This is a genomic window from Pedobacter alluvionis, assembly GCF_003664035.1.
In the GTDB taxonomy this organism is placed as follows: domain Bacteria; phylum Bacteroidota; class Bacteroidia; order Sphingobacteriales; family Sphingobacteriaceae; genus Pedobacter; species Pedobacter alluvionis.
Map to the genome: position 1 here is coordinate 295010 of NZ_RCCK01000010.1, position 18947 is coordinate 313956.

Sequence of the window (18947 nt, forward strand, 5' to 3'; positions counted from 1 at the left end):
TATATTTGTGGTCTGGTATTTTTTTACCAGGAACTTTCTCTGGGGCCGTTCTTGGATTTGACGGGGTGGCGAAAGTTATGTTAGCATGCAGTGCGTTGTTCGGAGAGCACTTAAAGTGAACGATCACATTTTAGTTGGCGAAAATACTTACGCCTTAGCTGCTTAGTTTAGAACTAACTAGCTTTTGTCCCTCTAACTGCTGCATTGTTGGGTTAGAATCCGGGGCATCGAAACAACAAAGCTGGCTTTAAGGAGATACGACTTAAAGTGAGATCAAGTATCTAAGGATTTAAATAAGGTCGGTTTTCAGCCCGTTTATTTTCCGAAAATCAATTGAAAAATAAGCATGTAGAAGGTATAATTTATCTCACAACTGGACAAGGGTTCGACTCCCTTCGGCTCCACAAAATTTCGGTATTACTGAAGAAAACCCAGCTATTTTATAGGTGGGTTTTCTTTGTAGAAGCATTTCGTTGATTCTACGAAATTTAAGAATAAATTTGGCCTATCTTCATGCTATATAACTATAATATAAGTTAATCGCATCGTCATCTATTGGAACATTCAATCTGATCGTTGAGTAATAAAGATTACATTTGAATATCTCAATCGGAATTTTCATAGTCAAAATATATTGCGAATGTTTGAAGTTTTGTTTTCACATCTTTTGGAAAAAATTTTACTAACCGAAGAGGAAAAGGAAATTATCAAAATATTTTTTATCCCTAAAAAACTAAGAAAAAGGCAATACCTGCTTCAGGCAGGAGACGTTTGCAAATACTTATGCTTTGTAGGAAAAGGGTTGCTACGGTCGTATAATGTAGATGACAAAGGCGAAGAACATATGAATATGTTTGCTTGGGAAGGTTGGTGGACTTCGGACATGTATAGTTTTTTTACAGGTGAAAAGGCTATTATTAATATCGATGCGTTGGAAGATACTGAACTTTTAATGATCACACAGCAGGCTTTTGAAGAGATGACCTTGAAAGTTCCCAAGATGGATCGGTACTTTCGTATTCTTTTTCAAAATAGCCTTTTTACTAAAGAGCGCAGACTAATTAGTTCCAACACACATACCGCGGAAGAAAAATACATCAATCTTGTAGAAAGCAACCCGGCACTGGTTAAAAGGGTACCTCAAAACCTCATCGCTTCTTACCTCGGCCTTGCGCCTGAAACTCTTAGCCGCATCAAGAAAAATATTGCACAGCGTAAGTAGTGGCTTGACCTGGATCAATTGTATTTTCTGATTTAGATCAAGTGCGGTAAGTTCGGTAACTGGTAATTTTGTACTATGTCAAATACAAAAGTTCCCAAAATACTAATCACCGGAGCGACCGGGCAGGTCGGCAGTAAGACTATAGATTTCCTGTTATCCAATACCGATATAGAAATTGTCGCGGCAGTGCGCTCACCTGAAAAAGCCGCTCCTTTTACTGAAAAAGGAATAGCAACCGTGATACTTGATTTCGATGATGAAAGCACACACTTACCAGCATTAAAAGGCATTGATCGCATACTAATTGTTACCGGATACACCGTTGATATGCTAAGACAAAGTAAAGCAATATTAGACGGCGCAAAAAGAGCAGGTGTTCAACACGTAGTTCACTTAGGTGCTTGTGGCCGTGACGATACTACCGTTGCCCATTGGGCCTGGCATCAATTGATCGAAAGATATATTGAATGGGCTGGATTCTCTTATACCCATTTACGCCCAGAAACTTTCATGCAAAACATATTAAGTTATGGCGGTAACAAAGCAATCGAAAATGGTATAATACATGCGTATGTTGAAGGCGCCCGCCTGAGTTGGGTGGATGTTGAAGATGTTGCACAGGTAGCCGCTGTAGCTTTATCACATCCAGAAATCCACGCAGGTAAAATCTATCGTTTAGGCTATGATGCTGTAACATTTAATGAAATGGCCGTTTTAATGACCAGCATTGTTGGCAAACCATTTCGCTATGAGCCACTTTCTCCCGATGTGTTTTTACAAAATATGATAAACGCCGGTGCAGAAATGGCCTACATGGGTTGTGTATACGATCACTGGAAACGATATGCAGCAGGAACAATCCCTGGTGCAGACGACACCTTCGATAACCTTCCGGAGATTATCGGAAAGCAGCCTGTAAAGCTTGCTGATTTTATCAAAAAACATAAAGCAGAATTCGACTATTAACGGTGAACGATAAGAGTTACGATGCCCGACGATGAAGTTAACTCAATAGTATACCAAAACAATTATAAGTCTAAATCTGCTATTAAACGCAAATCAGACAGGAAATAGTTCGAGATTTGTAAAGTAGCCACCACTGAAAAAACCGAACCCTAAAAGTTCGGTTTTTTTATGTATACATAATTATGTTAATTTATTGATTTTCAATGCCTTATTTTTGTTCTTAAGAGAGCCAGGGTTCGAATCCATCGAATTCCCAATTAAGCCTCCGAAGAGCAAAACGAGCTATTAATAAACTATAATATGGTGACTTATGGTATATTAATCAAATTGCAACTCTCTAAAATCTTGTAAAACCGTTCAAATTTTTTTAGTAGAATCTTGGCACATTTTTATCATAAAAAAATGCCACAAATATTTTGTTTAGCTGTATATATCTGCTGCATTGTTGGGTTAGTATCCGGGGCATCGAAACAACAAAGCTGGCTTTAAGGAGATACAACTTAAAGTGAGATCAAGTATCTAAGGATTTAAATAAGGTCGGTTTTCCAGGCAGAAGGCTTTACATGATATCGTATGTCTTCTTCTTCAATCGCAACCTCTACTTTATCGGTTGGTAAAACAACAAGGCTCTGTTGAGACTTTAGCGACCCAACTTCGTCATATTTTTTTCTTTAATATATTGCCAATGTCTCTCACAAATCGCACGTGCTCTAAAATATTATCACCGGTTATTTCATAACTAGCTAATGGCAAAACTACCAGCGCATAACAACTTTCATATAGATTTCTGCTAGGTTTTGTTATGAAGTTTTAAGGTTGTATTATACCATTTCCTGGATCTTCCGGCAGTATTTTCTTCTCTATTCTCTCCATAGGTGAACCTACAGGTTGAGCATCAAGGGTTTGTTCAAATTTTATTGGAAGGTTTTTAACGGTTTTTGCCGCGTATTTTACTGTTGCTCTTTTAAGGATTTTCATTTTGTATTCAATTTGGGTACCCTTACCCACACTTAGTAGATTGTTTGCTTTATTCTCAACAGATTTATGTAGCCCATTCATTGCAGAAGTAATCGGGACAATATTTTTGAAACTTCCACTGCCCCCCAATTGATCATTAACCATGTGTCCTCCAATCCAGCTACCTCCTAAAAAATTCTTTACCTTTTGTGCTTCCGCTCTTGGCCCACTCTCAACTCCAGTTGCCTGAGTTAAACCATTTATCAATCCAGAGGTATAACTATCTTTTTTATTTCTTACCGTCATTGTTTGTTTTTTTAAATCATTCTTATGGACATGAGCTTTCTTAGCCTTTGCCTTTGGCTTTTTAGCTTTTTGTATGATAAGAGATTTGAATTGATTGGGTTTGCTGGAATTGTTACGGAGAGACTTTTGATCTGCAGAAAAGTTTTTATTTTGAGATTTTAAGCTATTCTCTTTTGCTTTAGTCTGCAATGCTATTGCCCCCATCACATCCGCTTCTTTCTCCAAGCTTGCATCATCATTCACATTCACTCTTCCCTTCATCTGCAAAGTAGGTTTTACTCTACCTTGTTTTTGTTGTACAATATGCCAAGCCTCATGCGGCAAATGTCTTTCTTGTCCGCTCGCCAGATGAATCTCCGTTCCCTGCGCATAGGCATGTGCTTGTAATTGTGCGGGTTTCGCGGAGTTATAGTGAACTTTTACGTCATCCATGCTAAAATGTGAAAGGTTTTCTATACCGGTTTTAAGGTTATCGGGCAAGCTGGTATTGTTTGCTCTTTTCTGAATTGGCTGGGGCAAAACAAATTTTTGTACGGGTGTTAACGTTTTAGGTTCATTAGTTGGGGGTAACATAAATCGTTGTAATGTGGTTTCCTGCTTTACCTGGGGGCGATTATCGACCATAGTATGGCAAGCTTTTAATTGCCGCGTACGGGGGCTATTGTTAATCATATTCTGCAATTGAACTTGCGCTATGGTTTTCTGCCGGTTATCGACAAATTGATGCACTGCTTCGCTTTTGCGCGGCTGGGAAACCTGGCTGGCTATTGAAGCGCTCTTATGCTCTGTTGACTTATCTGCGTACTGGCTCATGTTTTTAAATTAAAAGCTTTAGAGATTGGATGGCTGTGGATTTCTTATCTTTTTTTACATAAAGATATAAGATTTAATCATATACATGCCAAATAGCCATGAAATTTTCGGATTTACATCTGTCACACTTGAAAGAAAATCTACATTTTCCCACCATTCTAATTTTGATTTGAATAGATTGTCAATATATTATTTTTCAAAAAGCTGTAATCTGAATACCATCTTCAATGTGCACTAAAAATATCTCATTATTTAATAATTTTTAGTCAAATCCTTTATCTTTATTGCTCGGCTTCACTCAAAACTATGGAAGTAAAAAAACATTCAGGTTTCTAATCAAGGATTGTTTAATCCTGTTGCCACTTAAAAATACAGATGCTAAACTGTTCTATGCTAATTCTGTAGTCTCACAAAGTCTGGGGATTCGGGAATTAAGGAAGAAGATTGCTAACAAAGAATTCGAAAGAACTGCCTCCTAAAAGACAATTAGAACAAAAAATACACAGCATTTTAATTGAAGCTAAAGAAAGGATTGAGAGAAGTAAGCTCTTGGGGTAGATAAATACCAGCTGTGTAAAGTCAGTACATAAAAACAGAAATCATGATTAAATCAATTGAGGAAGGGCGTAAAGAGGATGGTAACAGATCGATTGCTGATAAAATAATTAAGAGGCTTCACGACTTAGAGAAGCGCTCATTCTTACTTAAAGATTAAATTGACATTAAATCATTATGTCGAGAGAACCCGTAATGTTCTATTGCGGTCGAAATAATTTATCAATACGGTTTCCCGTAACAGCAGAACGGTTTTTTAACCTACTTTCGGAATTTAAACGATCTTTTTTAGAACATCCGTTAATATGGATAAAAGAAAAATTAAATGACAACAAATAAAACCAGCTTAATAATTTTTATTTGTTAATTTGCTAAATTAACAGGCTCGAACCGAATATAAATTCCCCCACAAGGTATACTGTAAAAGCAAATCTGATCAGTCTCTTTATTTCAAGATAGAGACTACTAGTGCTGCATTACTTTTCATCTTGAGGCTCAGGATTATTTTCTTTCAGGCGCATGCTATTTTGAAGCCGACAAGCAATTATGAAAATATTACATACTGCAGACTGGCACATAGGCCAGCTATTTCATGAATACGACCGTAGCGACGAACACCAACAGTTTCTAAACTGGCTGGTACAACTGTTACAAACAAAACAAATTGATGTCCTGCTGATCAGCGGCGATGTTTTCGATATATCCAATCCATCGGCCCAATCCATCAGAATGTTTTATACGTTCTTAAACCAGGCCACAACTGCAAATCCGGGTTTGCAAATTATCATTACTGCCGGCAATCACGATTCCGCATCACGGCTGGAAGCGCCAAAGCCACTGCTGCAATCGTCCAATGTTCATATTATTGGACTGGTTGAAAAAGATGCAGAAGGCAACATTGATTATGAAAAATTGCTCGTACCGATATACGATGCTTCCGGAAATATCAGAATATACTGCCTTGCCATACCTTTCCTGCGTATGGGCGATTATCCAACGATAGCTGATTGCGCAAATCCTTATACCGAAGGGGTAACCGAATTATATAAAGAAGCATTCGCTCATGCACAGCAGAAAAAGCAAAACGGGCAGGTCATCATCGCCATGGGGCACCTGCATACCCATCACGCCGAAATAACAGAACTGGATAAAACCGAAAGGCTCATCATGGGAGGCGTAGAATGTATTCCCGCCACTGCTTTTCATCCCGACATCAAATACGTCGCACTAGGCCACATTCATAAAGCACAACGCATTGGCGGAAAAGAACATGTCCGTTATTCAGGCAGTCCATTGCCCATGTCCTTTTCAGAAATCAATTACAAACATCAGGTCATCGTTTTTGATCTCGATCAGGAAATCAACAACCTCGAAGCTGTAGAAATCCCATTATTTATACCCCTTCAAAGAATTCCGCTAAGCCATCAGCCGCTGCATGAGGTTATAGCCCTGTTAGCGCAATTACCGGAGAAGGATTCAGCTTCAAAAACAACCCCTTATCTGGAAGTACGGATATTGCTGGATGGGCCCGAGCCCGCCTTGCGGCATAAAGTAGAAACTGCACTGGTGGGCAAAAATGTCAGGCTTGCCAAAATTGATGTGAAATATGCCGCTTCTTCACAAGAGGCACCTGAGTTTATCACACCTGAAAAACTAAACGAACTGCAACCCATTGATGTATTTGGCAAAGTATACCAATCCAGATACAATAGCGAAGTACCAACCGAAATCCTGCAGCTTTTCCAGCAAGTAGCGCAGGAAGTAAACCAAACAGCCGAATAAAATGAAGATACTAGCCATACGCATCAAAAATCTTGCTTCACTGGAAGGCAACACGGAAATAGACTTTACGGCTGAACCGCTATGCTCGGCAGGAATATTTGCCATTACCGGAGCTACCGGCGCAGGAAAATCGACCATATTAGATGCCCTTTGCCTTGCCCTATATGGCAAAACGCCCAGGTACCTGCAGGCAAGAGAAACCGGAATAGAAATCAAGGATGTGCAAGGCAGCACGCTCAGTCAGGGAGACGTACGCAGTATCCTGCGCGATGGAACGGCTGATGGATTTGCCGAAGTCGATTTCAAAGGAATAGACGGACAATACTACCGTGCCACCTGGAGTGTACGCCGGGCCAGAAACAAAGCAGAAGGCAGTATGCAGGCTGATTCGGTTACGCTAAAAAACATCACTTCCAATATCGACATTCCAGGCAGAAAGCCAGAAACCCTAAACGAAATAACACGCCTTGTCGGCCTGAATTTTGAACAATTTACCCGGTCGGTATTATTGGCACAAGGCGATTTCACCGCCTTTATGAAAGCCAACAGGGATGAAAAATCCTCATTGCTCGAAAAGCTTACCGGAACACACATCTATTCTGAAATTTCTAAAAAGATTTTCGAAAAATACAAAGCAGAAGAACTGCTGCTACGTGACCTTAATCTTCGTAAGGAAGGAATCATTACCCTTACCGAAGAAGAACTACAAGCCTTGTCAAACGATCAGGAGATTTTAGAAAGCCAGATTAAAAGCCTGGAAAACGAGATCGAAAAACTAACCGCAGAAATCAGCTGGCACGAGCAGCTTGCCAAACTGCAAAGCAACCATGATGAAGCACAAATAGCATTACGGCTGGCCACCGAAGCTAAAACATTAGCCCTGCCACGCAGGCAAAAACTACAAACAGTTGAGCAGGCACAACAAACCAGAAGCTGGGCAGATGCCCTTAAACATGCGCAACAGCAGCATACTGAAAAAACAACAGCATTTACAGCGCTAAAGGGAACCATCGCCAACCTGCAAGCGCAAAAAGAAAGCCTTGATACACAGCTCGGGCTGGCTGAAAACCATCTTTCAGAAAAAAACAAAGCCCTTGCCGATGCCCTGCCCTTACTGGAACAGGCCAGGAAACTGGATACCTTGCTGGCAGAGAAAAAAGAACAGGTAGAAAAACTCAAAGAAGAAGCTGAAAATGCTGCTGAAGCAAACAATAAACACCATACCGTACTAACCGTTAAACAAGAAGAATTCGCCAACCTTATTACTCAAATAAAAAGCATCACCGACTGGAAGACAGAAAACACAGATCGTAGCCCGGTTGCCGAAAATAAAGAGCTCATCCTGTCCAAACTGAAGGATGCCCAAAAGCTTTTGGAAACCTTGCAAACCTCTGCTACAAACCTGGCTCAGTTACAGGCCAAAATCAAGACAGACGAAGCCCAAAAGACAAGCATTGAGGACAATTGGAAGCAGCAGCAACAAAATTTAGAAAACCTAAAGAAAAGTTACGATACGCAAGCCAAAGAGTTGCTATTAACGCAAATCGAAACCTTAAACCTCCACAAAACCGAAACAGACCGTCAGGTAGAAGACACGATAAAAGCACAGGGGCATTGGCAACTGCTTTATAATGCGTTAACGGAGCTGGAAGCCTTAAACCAGAAACAGCTTCAGGATCTGGCTGATTATGAAACCAAACAGGAAACAGTACAAAAACTAACCCAGCAACTGCCTGTCGAAAAGGCGCAAAAAGATACTGCTTACCAACTCCTGCGGCAAGCCCGTATGGCTTCGGCCGAAAATGTAGAAACACTTAGGGAAGCTTTGGTAAACGATGAGCCCTGTCCTGTATGTGGCAGCACCAGTCATCCGTATGTGGTACATAATCCGCAATTGGAAAATGTATTGGCACAACTGGAAAAATCCTATCAGGAAAAAGAACAAAGCTATCGTGACTGCTATAGCCAGCACAATGCCTTGCAACAAGAAAGCAACACGCTACAACAAACTACCCAACGCCGGGGCGAAGATATTAAAGCAAAGCAATCGGCATTAGCAACCAAAAAGCAAGCCTGGGAACAATTCGATAGTGCCCGGGAAAGCCAGGCCATAGCCGATGCAAAAAAAGCAGACTGGATTGAAGATAAATTACAATCCCTCAAAACAAAACAAGCCAATTTGCAGGGGCAAATACAGGTTCATACCGACAAAAAGCAACAGCTGGAAACAGTCAAAGTTCAGATAGACCAGCTAAAAGAAAATACAGATCACCTTGCCAGCCAAATAAAAGACATTCAGAGCAAGCTATCTGTCTATCGCGAACAGCAAAGCAGCAACACCAGAGAACGGGACCAGGCAAGCACCGATCTTAATGGCGTAGAACAGCTCCTCTCGCCCTATTTTACCGCTTCAGACTGGATGGGAAACTGGAAAGCCAACCCTGTAGTTTTCGTAGAACGGATTGACGCATTTGCCCGCAACTGGAAAGAAAACACCGAAAAACTGGAGCAATATACCCGCCAAAAAGCAGCACTCGAAGCCACACTAAATGAACTCGGAAACCAGTCGAAGAGCCTTGCAGCAGAAGCCAGTAAAAAAACGGAAGCCCACCTGGTACAACATAACATCCATCTGGACCTAACCCGGCAACGCAATGCCCTATTTGGAGGACAATCTGCTGAAGAAGCTGAAAGCAGACTAAAACAGTCCCAAACCCAAGCCCAGCAACAGCTCGAACAACTTAAAGAAACCAGGCAACAACTTAATATTGATAGCACAAAAGCCCAAACCCAAAAAGAAGAATTAGCCGCCACATTAGCAACTTTGGATGCCGAAGCCCAAAAAACAGTGCAAAAAATACAGGATTGGCTTAACGATTACAACCAAAAAAACAATCAAACGCTAAATATTGATGCACTCCACGACTTATTGACATTGAGTAACGATTGGATTAACACAGAACGGGTTGCGCTGCAAACGATTGAAGAAGAAGTGACCAAAGCCAGCAGTATCCTGTCAGAACGAAAACAGGCCTTCGACAACCATAAACAAAATGGTGCATCTGAACGTCCGCTTGAGGAACTCAGTGCCCTTAATACCCTTGCAAAATCAGAGGCAGAAGAAAAGAAACATAAAAAAGGAGAAAACAGCTTCCGCCTGCAACAAGACGAAGCCAATAAAAACAGGATAGGCGACCTGCTGAAAAATATAACAACACAAGCCGCCATTACAGAAAACTGGAGCAAACTCAACGAAATCATCGGTTCTGCTGATGGTAAAAAATTCCGCCAGATTGCACAGGAATACACCCTTGATGTCTTGCTGGGTTATGCCAACATCCACCTTCAGGCACTCACCAGCCGATACAAAATTGAGCGCATCCCGTCATCACTTGGCCTCCAGGTGGTAGATCAGGACATGGGCGATGAAGTGCGTACCGTTTATTCCCTTTCGGGTGGCGAATCATTCCTGGTATCACTTGCCTTAGCCCTGGGCCTCGCCTCTTTATCATCCAGCCGCATGAAAGTGGAATCTTTATTTATTGACGAAGGTTTTGGTTCGTTAGACCCAACCACACTCAATATCGCCATGGATGCTTTGGAAAGGCTGCACAATCAGGGTCGCAAAGTAGGCGTCATCTCACACGTGCAGGAAATGACGGAAAGAATTCCGGTACAGATTAAGGTGAGTAAACAGCAGAGCGGGAAGAGTAAGGTGGAGGTGATTGGGTATTAATTATGAAAAAATATAAAAATAAGCGCTTTATAAATTAAAGGAGTTAGATCATTCGTGTCAGATGGCAACTTAAAAAGGAATACAAAAATGAAATAGAAAACAAGGATTTTGAGGTATTAAAAGAAGAGATTACATGGTTGTTAGGCCCTCGCTAAAAAGTGTCTTTTAAGTGAGCAGGTTTACGGCTGAGTGAGGTGTTTGTATCGGTATTTCCGGTGCTGGCTGCTTAACAATGTGAAATTTAGTTCGGCTTTGTCCCTTCGCTGTCTCCCGGGGGGCGGGCCATGGACTGGTATCTTTTGTTCCAAAAGGATACCAGTCCATTATCAATGGCTGAAGATTTTATTTTGGTTGCATCTATTGCGGTGCTTAATGTCCATTTCACCACGGTAACCAACGGTTTCTCCACATTAATGCCGGGTTTTAATGGCCAGCAGCTGACCGCTCGCTAGGTCCATATATCTGCCATTTTATTGCTCGTACTCGTTTGGTTCAGGCACTAAAGGTACCTGAATGACCATTTTAAATATTATCATTTGCTTACGGTATTTCGTTGCTTTACAACTGCACAATATTATTCCTTATGGCAAAGGTTACTAACCCGGTTACATTGCGTGATCCTGTTTTCAACAATAAATTATTGCGATGCCCGTTAACCGTTTTTACGCTGATAAATAGCTTTTCGGCAATTTCATCAGCGGTAAATTGTTGGCAGGTTAATTTTAGTACTTCTTCCTCGCGCGGAGAAATATAGGTGAGTAGCTTTTTGCCGGGTTTAGCTTTTTTTGCCATACTGTCCTGAATTGCTTTAAGTACCCGGCTATTGATATAACTCCCTTTTTCGGCAATAGCAACAATTGCCTGGTATACTTCTAATGGGTTACAATCTTTAACCAGGTAGCCGTGGGCTCCATTCTTGATTAATTCGGCCATAAAGTTTTCATCGTTATGTACGGAAAGAATCAGCACCTTAATTTCTGGAAACTTTTCGGCAAGTGCTATAGTCAAATGCAGGCCGCTATATTCTTTTTTATCTAGCGGCGGCAAAGAGAGGTCAACCATTAGTATATCCGGCAAATCGGTTAATTTCTCTAACTTATCAATTACAGAAAAACCATCCGCGCTTTCAAAAACAATTTCAAAAATATCCCAGTTGATCAATATGGCCTTAATACCTTCTCTAAAAAGTAATTGATCTTCCACTATACCCACTTTAATTTTACTTTTCATAACAATATGTTTAGGTTGTTAAATTACCGGGATTGTAAGGGTAGCTTTTATGCCTTTTGCGGCCCCGTTGCAGTACTCAAATTGGCCATTCATTGCTTTTGCCCGTGCCTCCATGCTTATAATGCCCAAGCCTCGCTGGGTACCTGCAGTGTCCGAAAAACCTTGTCCATCGTCTTCAAAGTTAACGGTTAGGGTATTGCTTAAGCAATCGAATTCTAAATTAACATGTTTGGCACCTGCATGTTTAATGGTGTTGTTGATCAACTCCATAATGACGCGGTAAATACCCAACGCTACCGGCCATTCAATTACCGGCCATTCGCACTTCACAGTAAAGTAAATCTCTATTTCGCCAGATTGATTAATGTTATCCACAACAGATTCAATTGTTTTTACCAAGCCAAATGTTTCTAATTGTGGCGGCATCAGTTGATGGCTTATATTTCTCACACTTGAGATGGCTGTATCCGATAGGCTGATCAGGTTTTGAAGGCCTTTAGCAGATGATGTTTCCAGCATGGTACTTTCTTGTTTCTGACTCATTAATATCAGGTTCATTTTAATAATGGATATTACGGCACCAATTTCGTCGTGTAAATCACTTGCTATCCGTTTCCTTTCTTCTTCCTGAACCATAATGCTGTTGCGTAATAGTTCATCTTGCTGTGCCGATTTTAATTCAGCCTTCTCAAGGTCAAGCTCAATCAGGTTTCTTTGAAAGTTTTGATAAAGCAATACTACGCCAACCGCTATAATAAAAAGCGCAACAGTAAAGGGTACGATGATATCAACTATATTCACTTGTATTTAACGTGTTTCCAAACAGCTATGATAAAACAGGAATACATAATTACCGATGCCAGATCATTATATACCCAAATATAATTTACCATATTTTTATTGACATTTATAATTAAAAAATTAGAAAAATAATATATCAATAAGGTTGAAGAAAGATTGATAAAAAGCCCGGAATTAATAAGTGTAACCGTTTTACCTATCGGGGTTTTATTCATCCCGGACCGGGGGTCTAACAGTGCGATAAACGCAAAAATAGATAGGATAATTAAAACAATGGCCTTGGTAATAAGTGCGTAAGTATTAAATGAGTTTACGTGCTGTAAAAAGATGCTATTAACGATAGAAAGTGTAACGAAAACGGTGACGAGAACGAAAAAGATTCTTTTATCAAGATACGGCTTCAGAAACGAATAATAAAAATGTGTCAGCAGGACGAACTCTATCGGCACATCTATATGTAACAGGAATAAGTTGTTGTGTTTAAAAAGAGACAGTATTAATTGAGAAATTTGAATAATACTGTTAAATATCAATAGCAGTTTAAATGAGAATAACCTTTGATCAAACTTTTTAAAATAAACGAATGCCAATATACCTGCCAGTAATGGCGGAATATTTGATGCTAATAATATAAAACGAACCGTGGACATATTGCTATTTTACTTCAATAACCTTTACTATTCTTGTATTGTGCAAGGCGGGCAAGGATTATTTAAATCTAAATAATATATATCGTCGGTATCTGTCATAGCGTGTTTTTGACTATCAGGGGTTACTTTAGATGTCGGAAAAATATTACAGAATATACATTCTTTACACGGGTTTACCCATAATTCTCCATTAAGGTAACATAGATTTCCGTCTTTTTTAAAATATAAATTTCGCCATGGCTTGGAAGATATATCAATTGGCCTTACATAAACTTTGATAGAGTCGTTTATAAATCCAAGTTTTGTTTCGAGCCTTATCTTTGAACATTGCACATAATTATATAGGTCGGCATTATTTAAACCAAGAGAAAGTAACACATCCGTGCTGTTAATGATGTCTCCGTTAAATGGTACTTTAATCTTATTGGTATCTAAATTTTTAAATATTATTTTAGAAATGCTGTCAAAATTTGCCATGTTTTGGTTAGCGGCTTTGTAAGTAACTAATCTGCGGCTTATCGAGTCTGGCGAAATGGGATTAGCTACTGGCCTGTTCCAACCGCAATTAATTTTACATACGATTACAACTATGCATACTGCAATAATTGCCAGAAGTAAAGGAATGATGATTTTTTTGGATAGTTTCATTGGTTTGAGGCTTAATTATTTTGTACAATAATAATCATATTATTATTACATAGCTATGATATACATACACAAACAGGTATTTATACCTATGCTTTGTATGGAGAACCAATATTTATACCTGTTTATCATATCCCTTATTTATCCTCTTACCCGCTGTTTTAACAATTTTCATCTTTACACTGTCAAAATCAATTGATAGTGGAGCAGAACCCACCTGAAAAAACGAACTGCCTGTACAGTTAAAAACAGGGGCGGCAATCCGAAAAGCCTGTAGAGTAGGAAAATTAAAAAAGTAAAATTATGTCTAATGCTTATCTTTTAGCATCGCTGTGTACATCATTTGTAAGCAGTGGTTCATTATCGCCAGTTAACGATCAAGGTAGCGGGGCAAACCAGGATGTTATGTTTTGGTTACCCGATGGGCTTTCGAGCCAGCAGTATTGTCTCGGAATGATAGCTTGTTCGGTTTCCAACTACAATAGCCCTACTCCGCCCGCGGGTACCTCCACCTATATTTTTAGCCTTCAAAATGACGACCCAAATAATTCCCTGTTAGCCAGTCCAACAGGCTTTACACCAGTATGGACTTGTGTGGATAATGATCAGCCAAGTAATTTAGGTATTTACAGTATTGATGGGCCGGCCGGATATTTTGGGGTAGGCTTTATTGCAGTGCCTGATTTTAATTCTCCGCCTCAGATAAGCGACTATCCCCAATTAATGTGCGTTCGGGGCGATCTGGTAAATTTCAATTACACAGTAAGTAACGCCATTTGGACAGACCAGGGTTCGGGTGCGCCTTTGGATGTTTCCATCTGGCAATCTCCGTTATCACAAATAGGGATAGCTACCCTTTGGAATGGATATCCAAAATCGCAACGGTTAGCAGACCTAAGTACTATTTATAAAGGATAATCACCATTCACAGAGGATAATTCGTGATCATTAAAAGGGCTTGATTAACCAATTACAAGGGCTTAAAGTAAAGCAAGAAATTCTCCTGTTGCTATCAACAGAGATTTCTTGTCCCCTTGAAGTGTTACTTAAAAATAAAAACCTCTTTAACTACATAAAAATGGAAACTAAAACACTAACTCCGCCTTCAATTCCCGTTGTGTTTGAAAACAAAACGGGCATGCCCGACAGCAAAATCTGGGTTCAGTTTCTGAACGGCATTTTCGGCGCCGGACAGTACGGTGCGAATGGCACTGTTAAACTTTCAGGAGATACTGCTTATAGCTTTGAACAGTTAAAAAGTAAAATGCCAGCTTTTCCGGCACTTAAAACAATACCGAATGTTTCCCTTAACGATTTCACCAACGGCCGTATTTACTTTAATTACGGAGATAAAGGCCTGCAGGGATTAGGAAATGGTTACCAGCCATCTCCCAATAATGTTAACGACCCTAATTATAAAAAGCAATATGCTTTTGTTGAGCCTAATTTCTTTGGTAACCAAAACAACAATATGGATTTAAGTGCCATCGATTTCTTTAGTATTCCTATCGAGGCGAGTACTTGGAAGCATGGTAAAATGGTGAAAAAACTTAATTGTAAGAGTGGCGCTGCAATTGGCGATACTATTGAATATTTAATAACGCTTTCACATTCTAAAGCAGCTGTTTATGCTCACAATTCTTTTGTGCGTGTTATTGGTCCAGGGCTTGCAGAAGGGTATCATAACTGGGATGCTTATTTAAAATATTTATCATCGCTCGCTAAGCCTACCAAAATTAAAGGGCTATTTTCGGGTTTACCCGGAGGAACTGGCCCAACAGCTCAACAAACATATAACCTCAGCGCAACATTTAACGCTAATACCAAACTGGTAATATTAACAGGTACGTGTGCTGTTGAAGGGGCTGTAACCATTTCCATAAAATTTGATGCGCTAAATGCATTAACCGGCATCTACGGTGCAAACCCACCTTATACCGTTACAGCAGGAAGTAAACAACCTTACACAACTGCTGGAATTGTTAATGATGTTTTTGGATGGATTGTTGGTGACTTATTGGCCGGGTTAAACATGGGCTTTCCGGGCAGCACTACCATAAATCCAATTAATAATATTGCACTTGGCCAGTGCACATCTAGCGAATGGTTTCAAGCTGCAATTCAGCATCCATCATTGCTTTTTGCAGGTGCCCAGCCTGAAAACAGCGATTATTATAATGACTGGGCAGCCAGCTTGTTACCTGTAACCAATGCTTATGGTTTCCCATTTTCAGACCGTGTGGGCGGTTTACTGCTTTATTTTCCACCTAAAGGTTCGGCTGGCGCTGTTGACTATCTCAAGATTACCCTTCTGGATGTTGAATTTCCGGCATAACATTACCGATATAGATGATGAGACAGAATTTATCAATAATAGCGGGTAAGGGAGCTTTCTTTCCCGCTGTTAACTCATGCCCAAGCTGGAATGTAACCCCGTCATTACCAGGAATATTTGGTTTGCAGGTGCATTTGCACAAGAATAGTGGGATTATTTAGGCATATACCCTGATAACACATTCCATGCATTGAGCACGCTATGCCGATCAGTCTTTTTCGGCGAAAATGTATTCCTGTTTCGAATAGCCCAACGCCCCAAAAGTTAAATACTTAGGGGCTTTTTATTTTAAGCAACGATTAACATAAAGTTAAATTTCATTGATCAAAGCCCCGGCTTCCTCCTAAATTACTGATATAACATAGTAATAGATGTTAACTATTCCGTTATAGAATTAAATGATTGTGATTAGTTCTTTCAATTCTCTAAATTTATATCATCTGGTTAAGTTTCAACAACGGACCGGATTTTACTAACAAAATAATATACATGGAAAAAGAATCGAACGATATCAGCAAATGTCCGTTTCATAACGGCAGCATGAAAAGCAATGTAGGTGGTGGTGGTACCAGAAATGGCGACTGGTGGCCGAAGCAGTTAAAGCTGGGCATTTTACGTCAGCATTCTAACTTATCTAACCCAATGGATGGTGAATTTAATTATGCAGAAGCCTTTAAGAGCTTGGACCTGGCCGCCTTAAAAGCAGACCTTCATGCACTGATGACCGATTCGCAGGATTGGTGGCCGGCAGATTTCGGTCACTATGGAGGTTTATTTATCCGCATGGCCTGGCATAGCGCCGGAACCTACCGGGTAGGCGATGGCCGTGGTGGTGCTGGTGCCGGATTACAACGTTTTGCGCCGCTGAATAGCTGGCCAGATAATGTAAGCCTCGATAAAGCCCGCAGGTTACTTTGGCCAATTAAACAAAAATATGGCCGTAAAATTTCATGGGCAGATTTAATGATTTTGACCGGTAATATTGCCTTAGAATCGATGGGTTTTAAAACCTTTGGTTTTGCCGGCGGTCGCGAGGATGTTTGGGAAGCTGACGAATCTGTATATTGGGGTTCGGAAACTACCTGGCTAGGTGGCGATCTTCGTTACGGACACGGCTCTGATGGTGCGGATAAAACACACGGTGTGGTGGTTACAGACGATGATGCCGACGGCGATATACATTCTCGTAATTTAGAAAAACCACTTGCAGCAGTGCAGATGGGATTAATATATGTAAACCCTGAAGGACCGGATGGAAACCCGGACCCGATTCTTGCTGCTAAAGATATCCGCGATACTTTTGGCCGCATGGCGATGGATGATGAAGAAACGGTGGCCTTAATTGCAGGTGGACATACTTTTGGCAAAACCCATGGTGCTGCTTCAGCAGATCATGTAGGCAAAGAGCCTGAAGCCGCTGGTATAGAAAACCAGGGTTTGGGATGGAATAACAGTTATGCTTCTGGTAAAGGTGCTGATGCGATTACGAGTGGGTTAGAGGTAATCTGGACCACCACACCAACGCAATGGAGTAATAATTTCTTTGAAAACCTTTTTGGATTTGAATGGGAGTTAACCAAAAGCCCTGCCGGTGCACACCAGTGGAAAGCTGTAAATGCAGAAGCGATTATTCCTGATGCATTTGACGGATCGAAAAAACACCTGCCAACGATGCTGACCACCGATCTTTCTTTAAGATTCGACCCGGCTTATGAAAAAATATCAAGACGCTTTTTAGAAAATCCTGATCAGTTTGCTGATGCCTTTGCAAGGGCATGGTTTAAGTTAACCCACCGCGATATGGGGCCTGTGGCACGTTACCTGGGGCCAGATGTACTACAGGAGGAATTGCTGTGGCAGGATCCGATACCTGCTGTTGATCATGTATTAATTAACGAAAGTGATATCGCAACATTAAAGGCAAAAGTACAGGCTTCAGGATTGAGTGTGACCGAATTAGTTTCTACTGCATGGGCTTCGGCTTCTACCTTCCGTGGTTCTGATAAACGTGGGGGTGCAAATGGTGCTAGGATCCGTTTGGCTCCGCAAAAAGATTGGGCAGTTAACAATCCAGCACAGTTGCAAAAAGTATTGGGTGTATTGGCAGGAATTCAATACGAATTTAATGTGGCACAAATTGAGGGTAAAAAAGTTTCTTTAGCTGATTTAATTGTACTGGCAGGTACAGCTGCTGTTGAAAAAGCGGCGGCCGATGCCGGACATGCTGTTAATGTGCCTTTTACGCCGGGCCGGATGGATGCATCGCAAGCACAAACCGACGTGGAATCTTTTGGCTATTTAGAGCCAGCGGCAGACGGTTTCCGTAACTACCGTAAATCTAAATCACCAGTTGCTACAGAAGAATTCCTGATTGATAAAGCCCAGTTGCTTACTTTAACAGCACCAGAATTAACAGTATTGATAGGTGGTTTGCGTGTACTGGATACCAATTTCGACGGTTCTAAAAATGGCGTCCTGACTACAAAACCAGGTCAGCTTAGCAACGACTTTTTTGTGAATTTATTAGATATGGAAACTGCTTGGAAAGCCGTTGCAGAAGATAAAGAACTTTACATCGGAAGCAGCCGCTCAACTGGTCAGCCAAAATGGACGGCAACCCGCGCTGATCTGGTATTTGGTTCTAATGCAGAATTAAGGGCAATAGCAGAGGTGTATGCAAGTTCAGATGCGCAAGGTAAATTTGTAAAAGATTTTGTAGCCAGCTGGAATAAAGTAATGAATTTAGATCGTTTTGATTTAAATTAATTAGAAATACAGCGCAAAGTTTATAAAGAGGCTGTTTAAAAAATAAATAAAATTAATTCGTATGTCAGTCTGAGGGTTAATTAATTGTTTAAAATCAAATGAGTAACGTTTAATTTATTTTGCCCTAAGGCGCAGTCTTGCCTCGGCTCGCCGCCGCCGAAGGGCTCTTTCTTTTTGGCATCA

12 protein-coding genes and 1 other RNA gene are annotated in these 18947 nt (G+C 40.5%); 9 read left to right on the top strand and 4 right to left on the bottom strand.

The window, feature by feature from the left end; genetic code table 11:
- Window positions 1-41 precede the first annotated feature (41 nt).
- The 3 genes from ssrA to BCL90_RS01360 all read left to right on the top strand — a co-directional run bounded on the left by ssrA (window position 42) and on the right by BCL90_RS01360 (window position 2188).
- Window positions 42-407: a transfer-messenger RNA gene (gene ssrA / locus BCL90_RS01350) on the top strand.
- Between the two features lie 233 nt (window positions 408-640).
- Entirely contained in the window at window positions 641-1222 is a 582-nt protein-coding gene (locus BCL90_RS01355) for a Crp/Fnr family transcriptional regulator (RefSeq protein ID WP_121282170.1), read from the top strand.
- A gap of 75 nt (window positions 1223-1297) precedes the next feature.
- The gene (locus tag BCL90_RS01360; RefSeq protein ID WP_121282171.1) at window positions 1298-2188 is read left to right on the top strand and encodes an SDR family oxidoreductase; all 891 of its coding nucleotides are present in this window, start codon (window positions 1298-1300) and stop codon (window positions 2186-2188) included.
- Between the two features lie 810 nt (window positions 2189-2998).
- Here BCL90_RS01360 and BCL90_RS01365 read toward each other — a convergent pair.
- On the bottom strand, window positions 2999-4264 hold the full coding sequence (locus BCL90_RS01365; RefSeq protein WP_208529825.1) for an eCIS core domain-containing protein: 1266 nt from the start codon (window positions 4262-4264) through the stop codon (window positions 2999-3001).
- Between the two features lie 1101 nt (window positions 4265-5365).
- On the opposite strand from BCL90_RS01365, the gene BCL90_RS01370 reads away from it, so the two are divergent.
- The 3 genes from BCL90_RS01370 (at window position 5366) to BCL90_RS26085 (ending at window position 10789) form a co-directional block, all read left to right on the top strand.
- Window positions 5366-6601, top strand: coding sequence for an exonuclease SbcCD subunit D (locus BCL90_RS01370; RefSeq protein ID WP_121282172.1), 1236 nt, complete (start codon window positions 5366-5368; stop codon window positions 6599-6601).
- A 1-nt stretch (window position 6602) separates the two neighbouring features.
- Window positions 6603-10337, top strand: coding sequence for an AAA family ATPase (locus BCL90_RS01375; RefSeq protein WP_121282173.1), 3735 nt, complete (start codon window positions 6603-6605; stop codon window positions 10335-10337).
- Window positions 10338-10666: 329 nt separating this feature from the next.
- Complete coding sequence (locus BCL90_RS26085; RefSeq protein ID WP_262707541.1) at window positions 10667-10789, top strand: hypothetical protein; 123 nt, start codon at window positions 10667-10669, stop codon at window positions 10787-10789.
- Window positions 10790-10895: 106 nt separating this feature from the next.
- Here BCL90_RS26085 and BCL90_RS01380 read toward each other — a convergent pair whose 3' ends face one another.
- The 3 genes from BCL90_RS01380 to BCL90_RS01395 form a co-directional block, all read right to left on the bottom strand.
- Window positions 10896-11567, bottom strand: a complete 672-nt coding sequence (locus tag BCL90_RS01380; protein ID WP_121282174.1) for a response regulator transcription factor — start codon at window positions 11565-11567, stop codon at window positions 10896-10898.
- Between the two features lie 18 nt (window positions 11568-11585).
- Window positions 11586-12368, bottom strand: coding sequence for a sensor histidine kinase (locus tag BCL90_RS01385; RefSeq protein ID WP_121282175.1), 783 nt, complete (start codon window positions 12366-12368; stop codon window positions 11586-11588).
- Window positions 12369-13045: 677 nt separating this feature from the next.
- On the bottom strand, window positions 13046-13666 hold the full coding sequence (locus BCL90_RS01395; RefSeq protein ID WP_121282177.1) for a hypothetical protein: 621 nt from the start codon (window positions 13664-13666) through the stop codon (window positions 13046-13048).
- Between the two features lie 300 nt (window positions 13667-13966).
- Between BCL90_RS01395 and BCL90_RS01400 the strand changes: the two genes are divergently transcribed.
- The 3 genes from BCL90_RS01400 to katG all read left to right on the top strand — a co-directional run bounded on the left by BCL90_RS01400 (window position 13967) and on the right by katG (window position 18764).
- On the top strand, window positions 13967-14581 hold the full coding sequence (locus BCL90_RS01400; RefSeq protein ID WP_121282178.1) for a hypothetical protein: 615 nt from the start codon (window positions 13967-13969) through the stop codon (window positions 14579-14581).
- A gap of 160 nt (window positions 14582-14741) precedes the next feature.
- Window positions 14742-15998, top strand: coding sequence for a beta-1,3-glucanase family protein (locus BCL90_RS01405; protein ID WP_121282179.1), 1257 nt, complete (start codon window positions 14742-14744; stop codon window positions 15996-15998).
- Between the two features lie 489 nt (window positions 15999-16487).
- Complete coding sequence (katG, locus tag BCL90_RS01410) at window positions 16488-18764, top strand: catalase/peroxidase HPI (RefSeq protein WP_121282180.1); 2277 nt, start codon at window positions 16488-16490, stop codon at window positions 18762-18764.
- The last annotated feature ends 183 nt before the right edge of the window (window positions 18765-18947 follow it).

Coding starts and splice junctions, on each gene's coding strand:
- BCL90_RS01355 (WP_121282170.1), top strand. CDS start 641: ATGTTTGAAGTTTTGTTTTCACATCTTTTGGAAAAAATTTTACTAACC.
- BCL90_RS01360 (WP_121282171.1), top strand. CDS start 1,298: ATGTCAAATACAAAAGTTCCCAAAATACTAATCACCGGAGCGACCGGG.
- BCL90_RS01365 (WP_208529825.1), bottom strand. CDS start 4,264: ATGAGCCAGTACGCAGATAAGTCAACAGAGCATAAGAGCGCTTCAATA.
- BCL90_RS01370 (WP_121282172.1), top strand. CDS start 5,366: ATGAAAATATTACATACTGCAGACTGGCACATAGGCCAGCTATTTCAT.
- BCL90_RS01375 (WP_121282173.1), top strand. CDS start 6,603: ATGAAGATACTAGCCATACGCATCAAAAATCTTGCTTCACTGGAAGGC.
- BCL90_RS26085 (WP_262707541.1), top strand. CDS start 10,667: ATGGCTGAAGATTTTATTTTGGTTGCATCTATTGCGGTGCTTAATGTC.
- BCL90_RS01380 (WP_121282174.1), bottom strand. CDS start 11,567: ATGAAAAGTAAAATTAAAGTGGGTATAGTGGAAGATCAATTACTTTTT.
- BCL90_RS01395 (WP_121282177.1), bottom strand. CDS start 13,666: ATGAAACTATCCAAAAAAATCATCATTCCTTTACTTCTGGCAATTATT.
- BCL90_RS01400 (WP_121282178.1), top strand. CDS start 13,967: ATGTCTAATGCTTATCTTTTAGCATCGCTGTGTACATCATTTGTAAGC.
- BCL90_RS01405 (WP_121282179.1), top strand. CDS start 14,742: ATGGAAACTAAAACACTAACTCCGCCTTCAATTCCCGTTGTGTTTGAA.
- katG (WP_121282180.1), top strand. CDS start 16,488: ATGGAAAAAGAATCGAACGATATCAGCAAATGTCCGTTTCATAACGGC.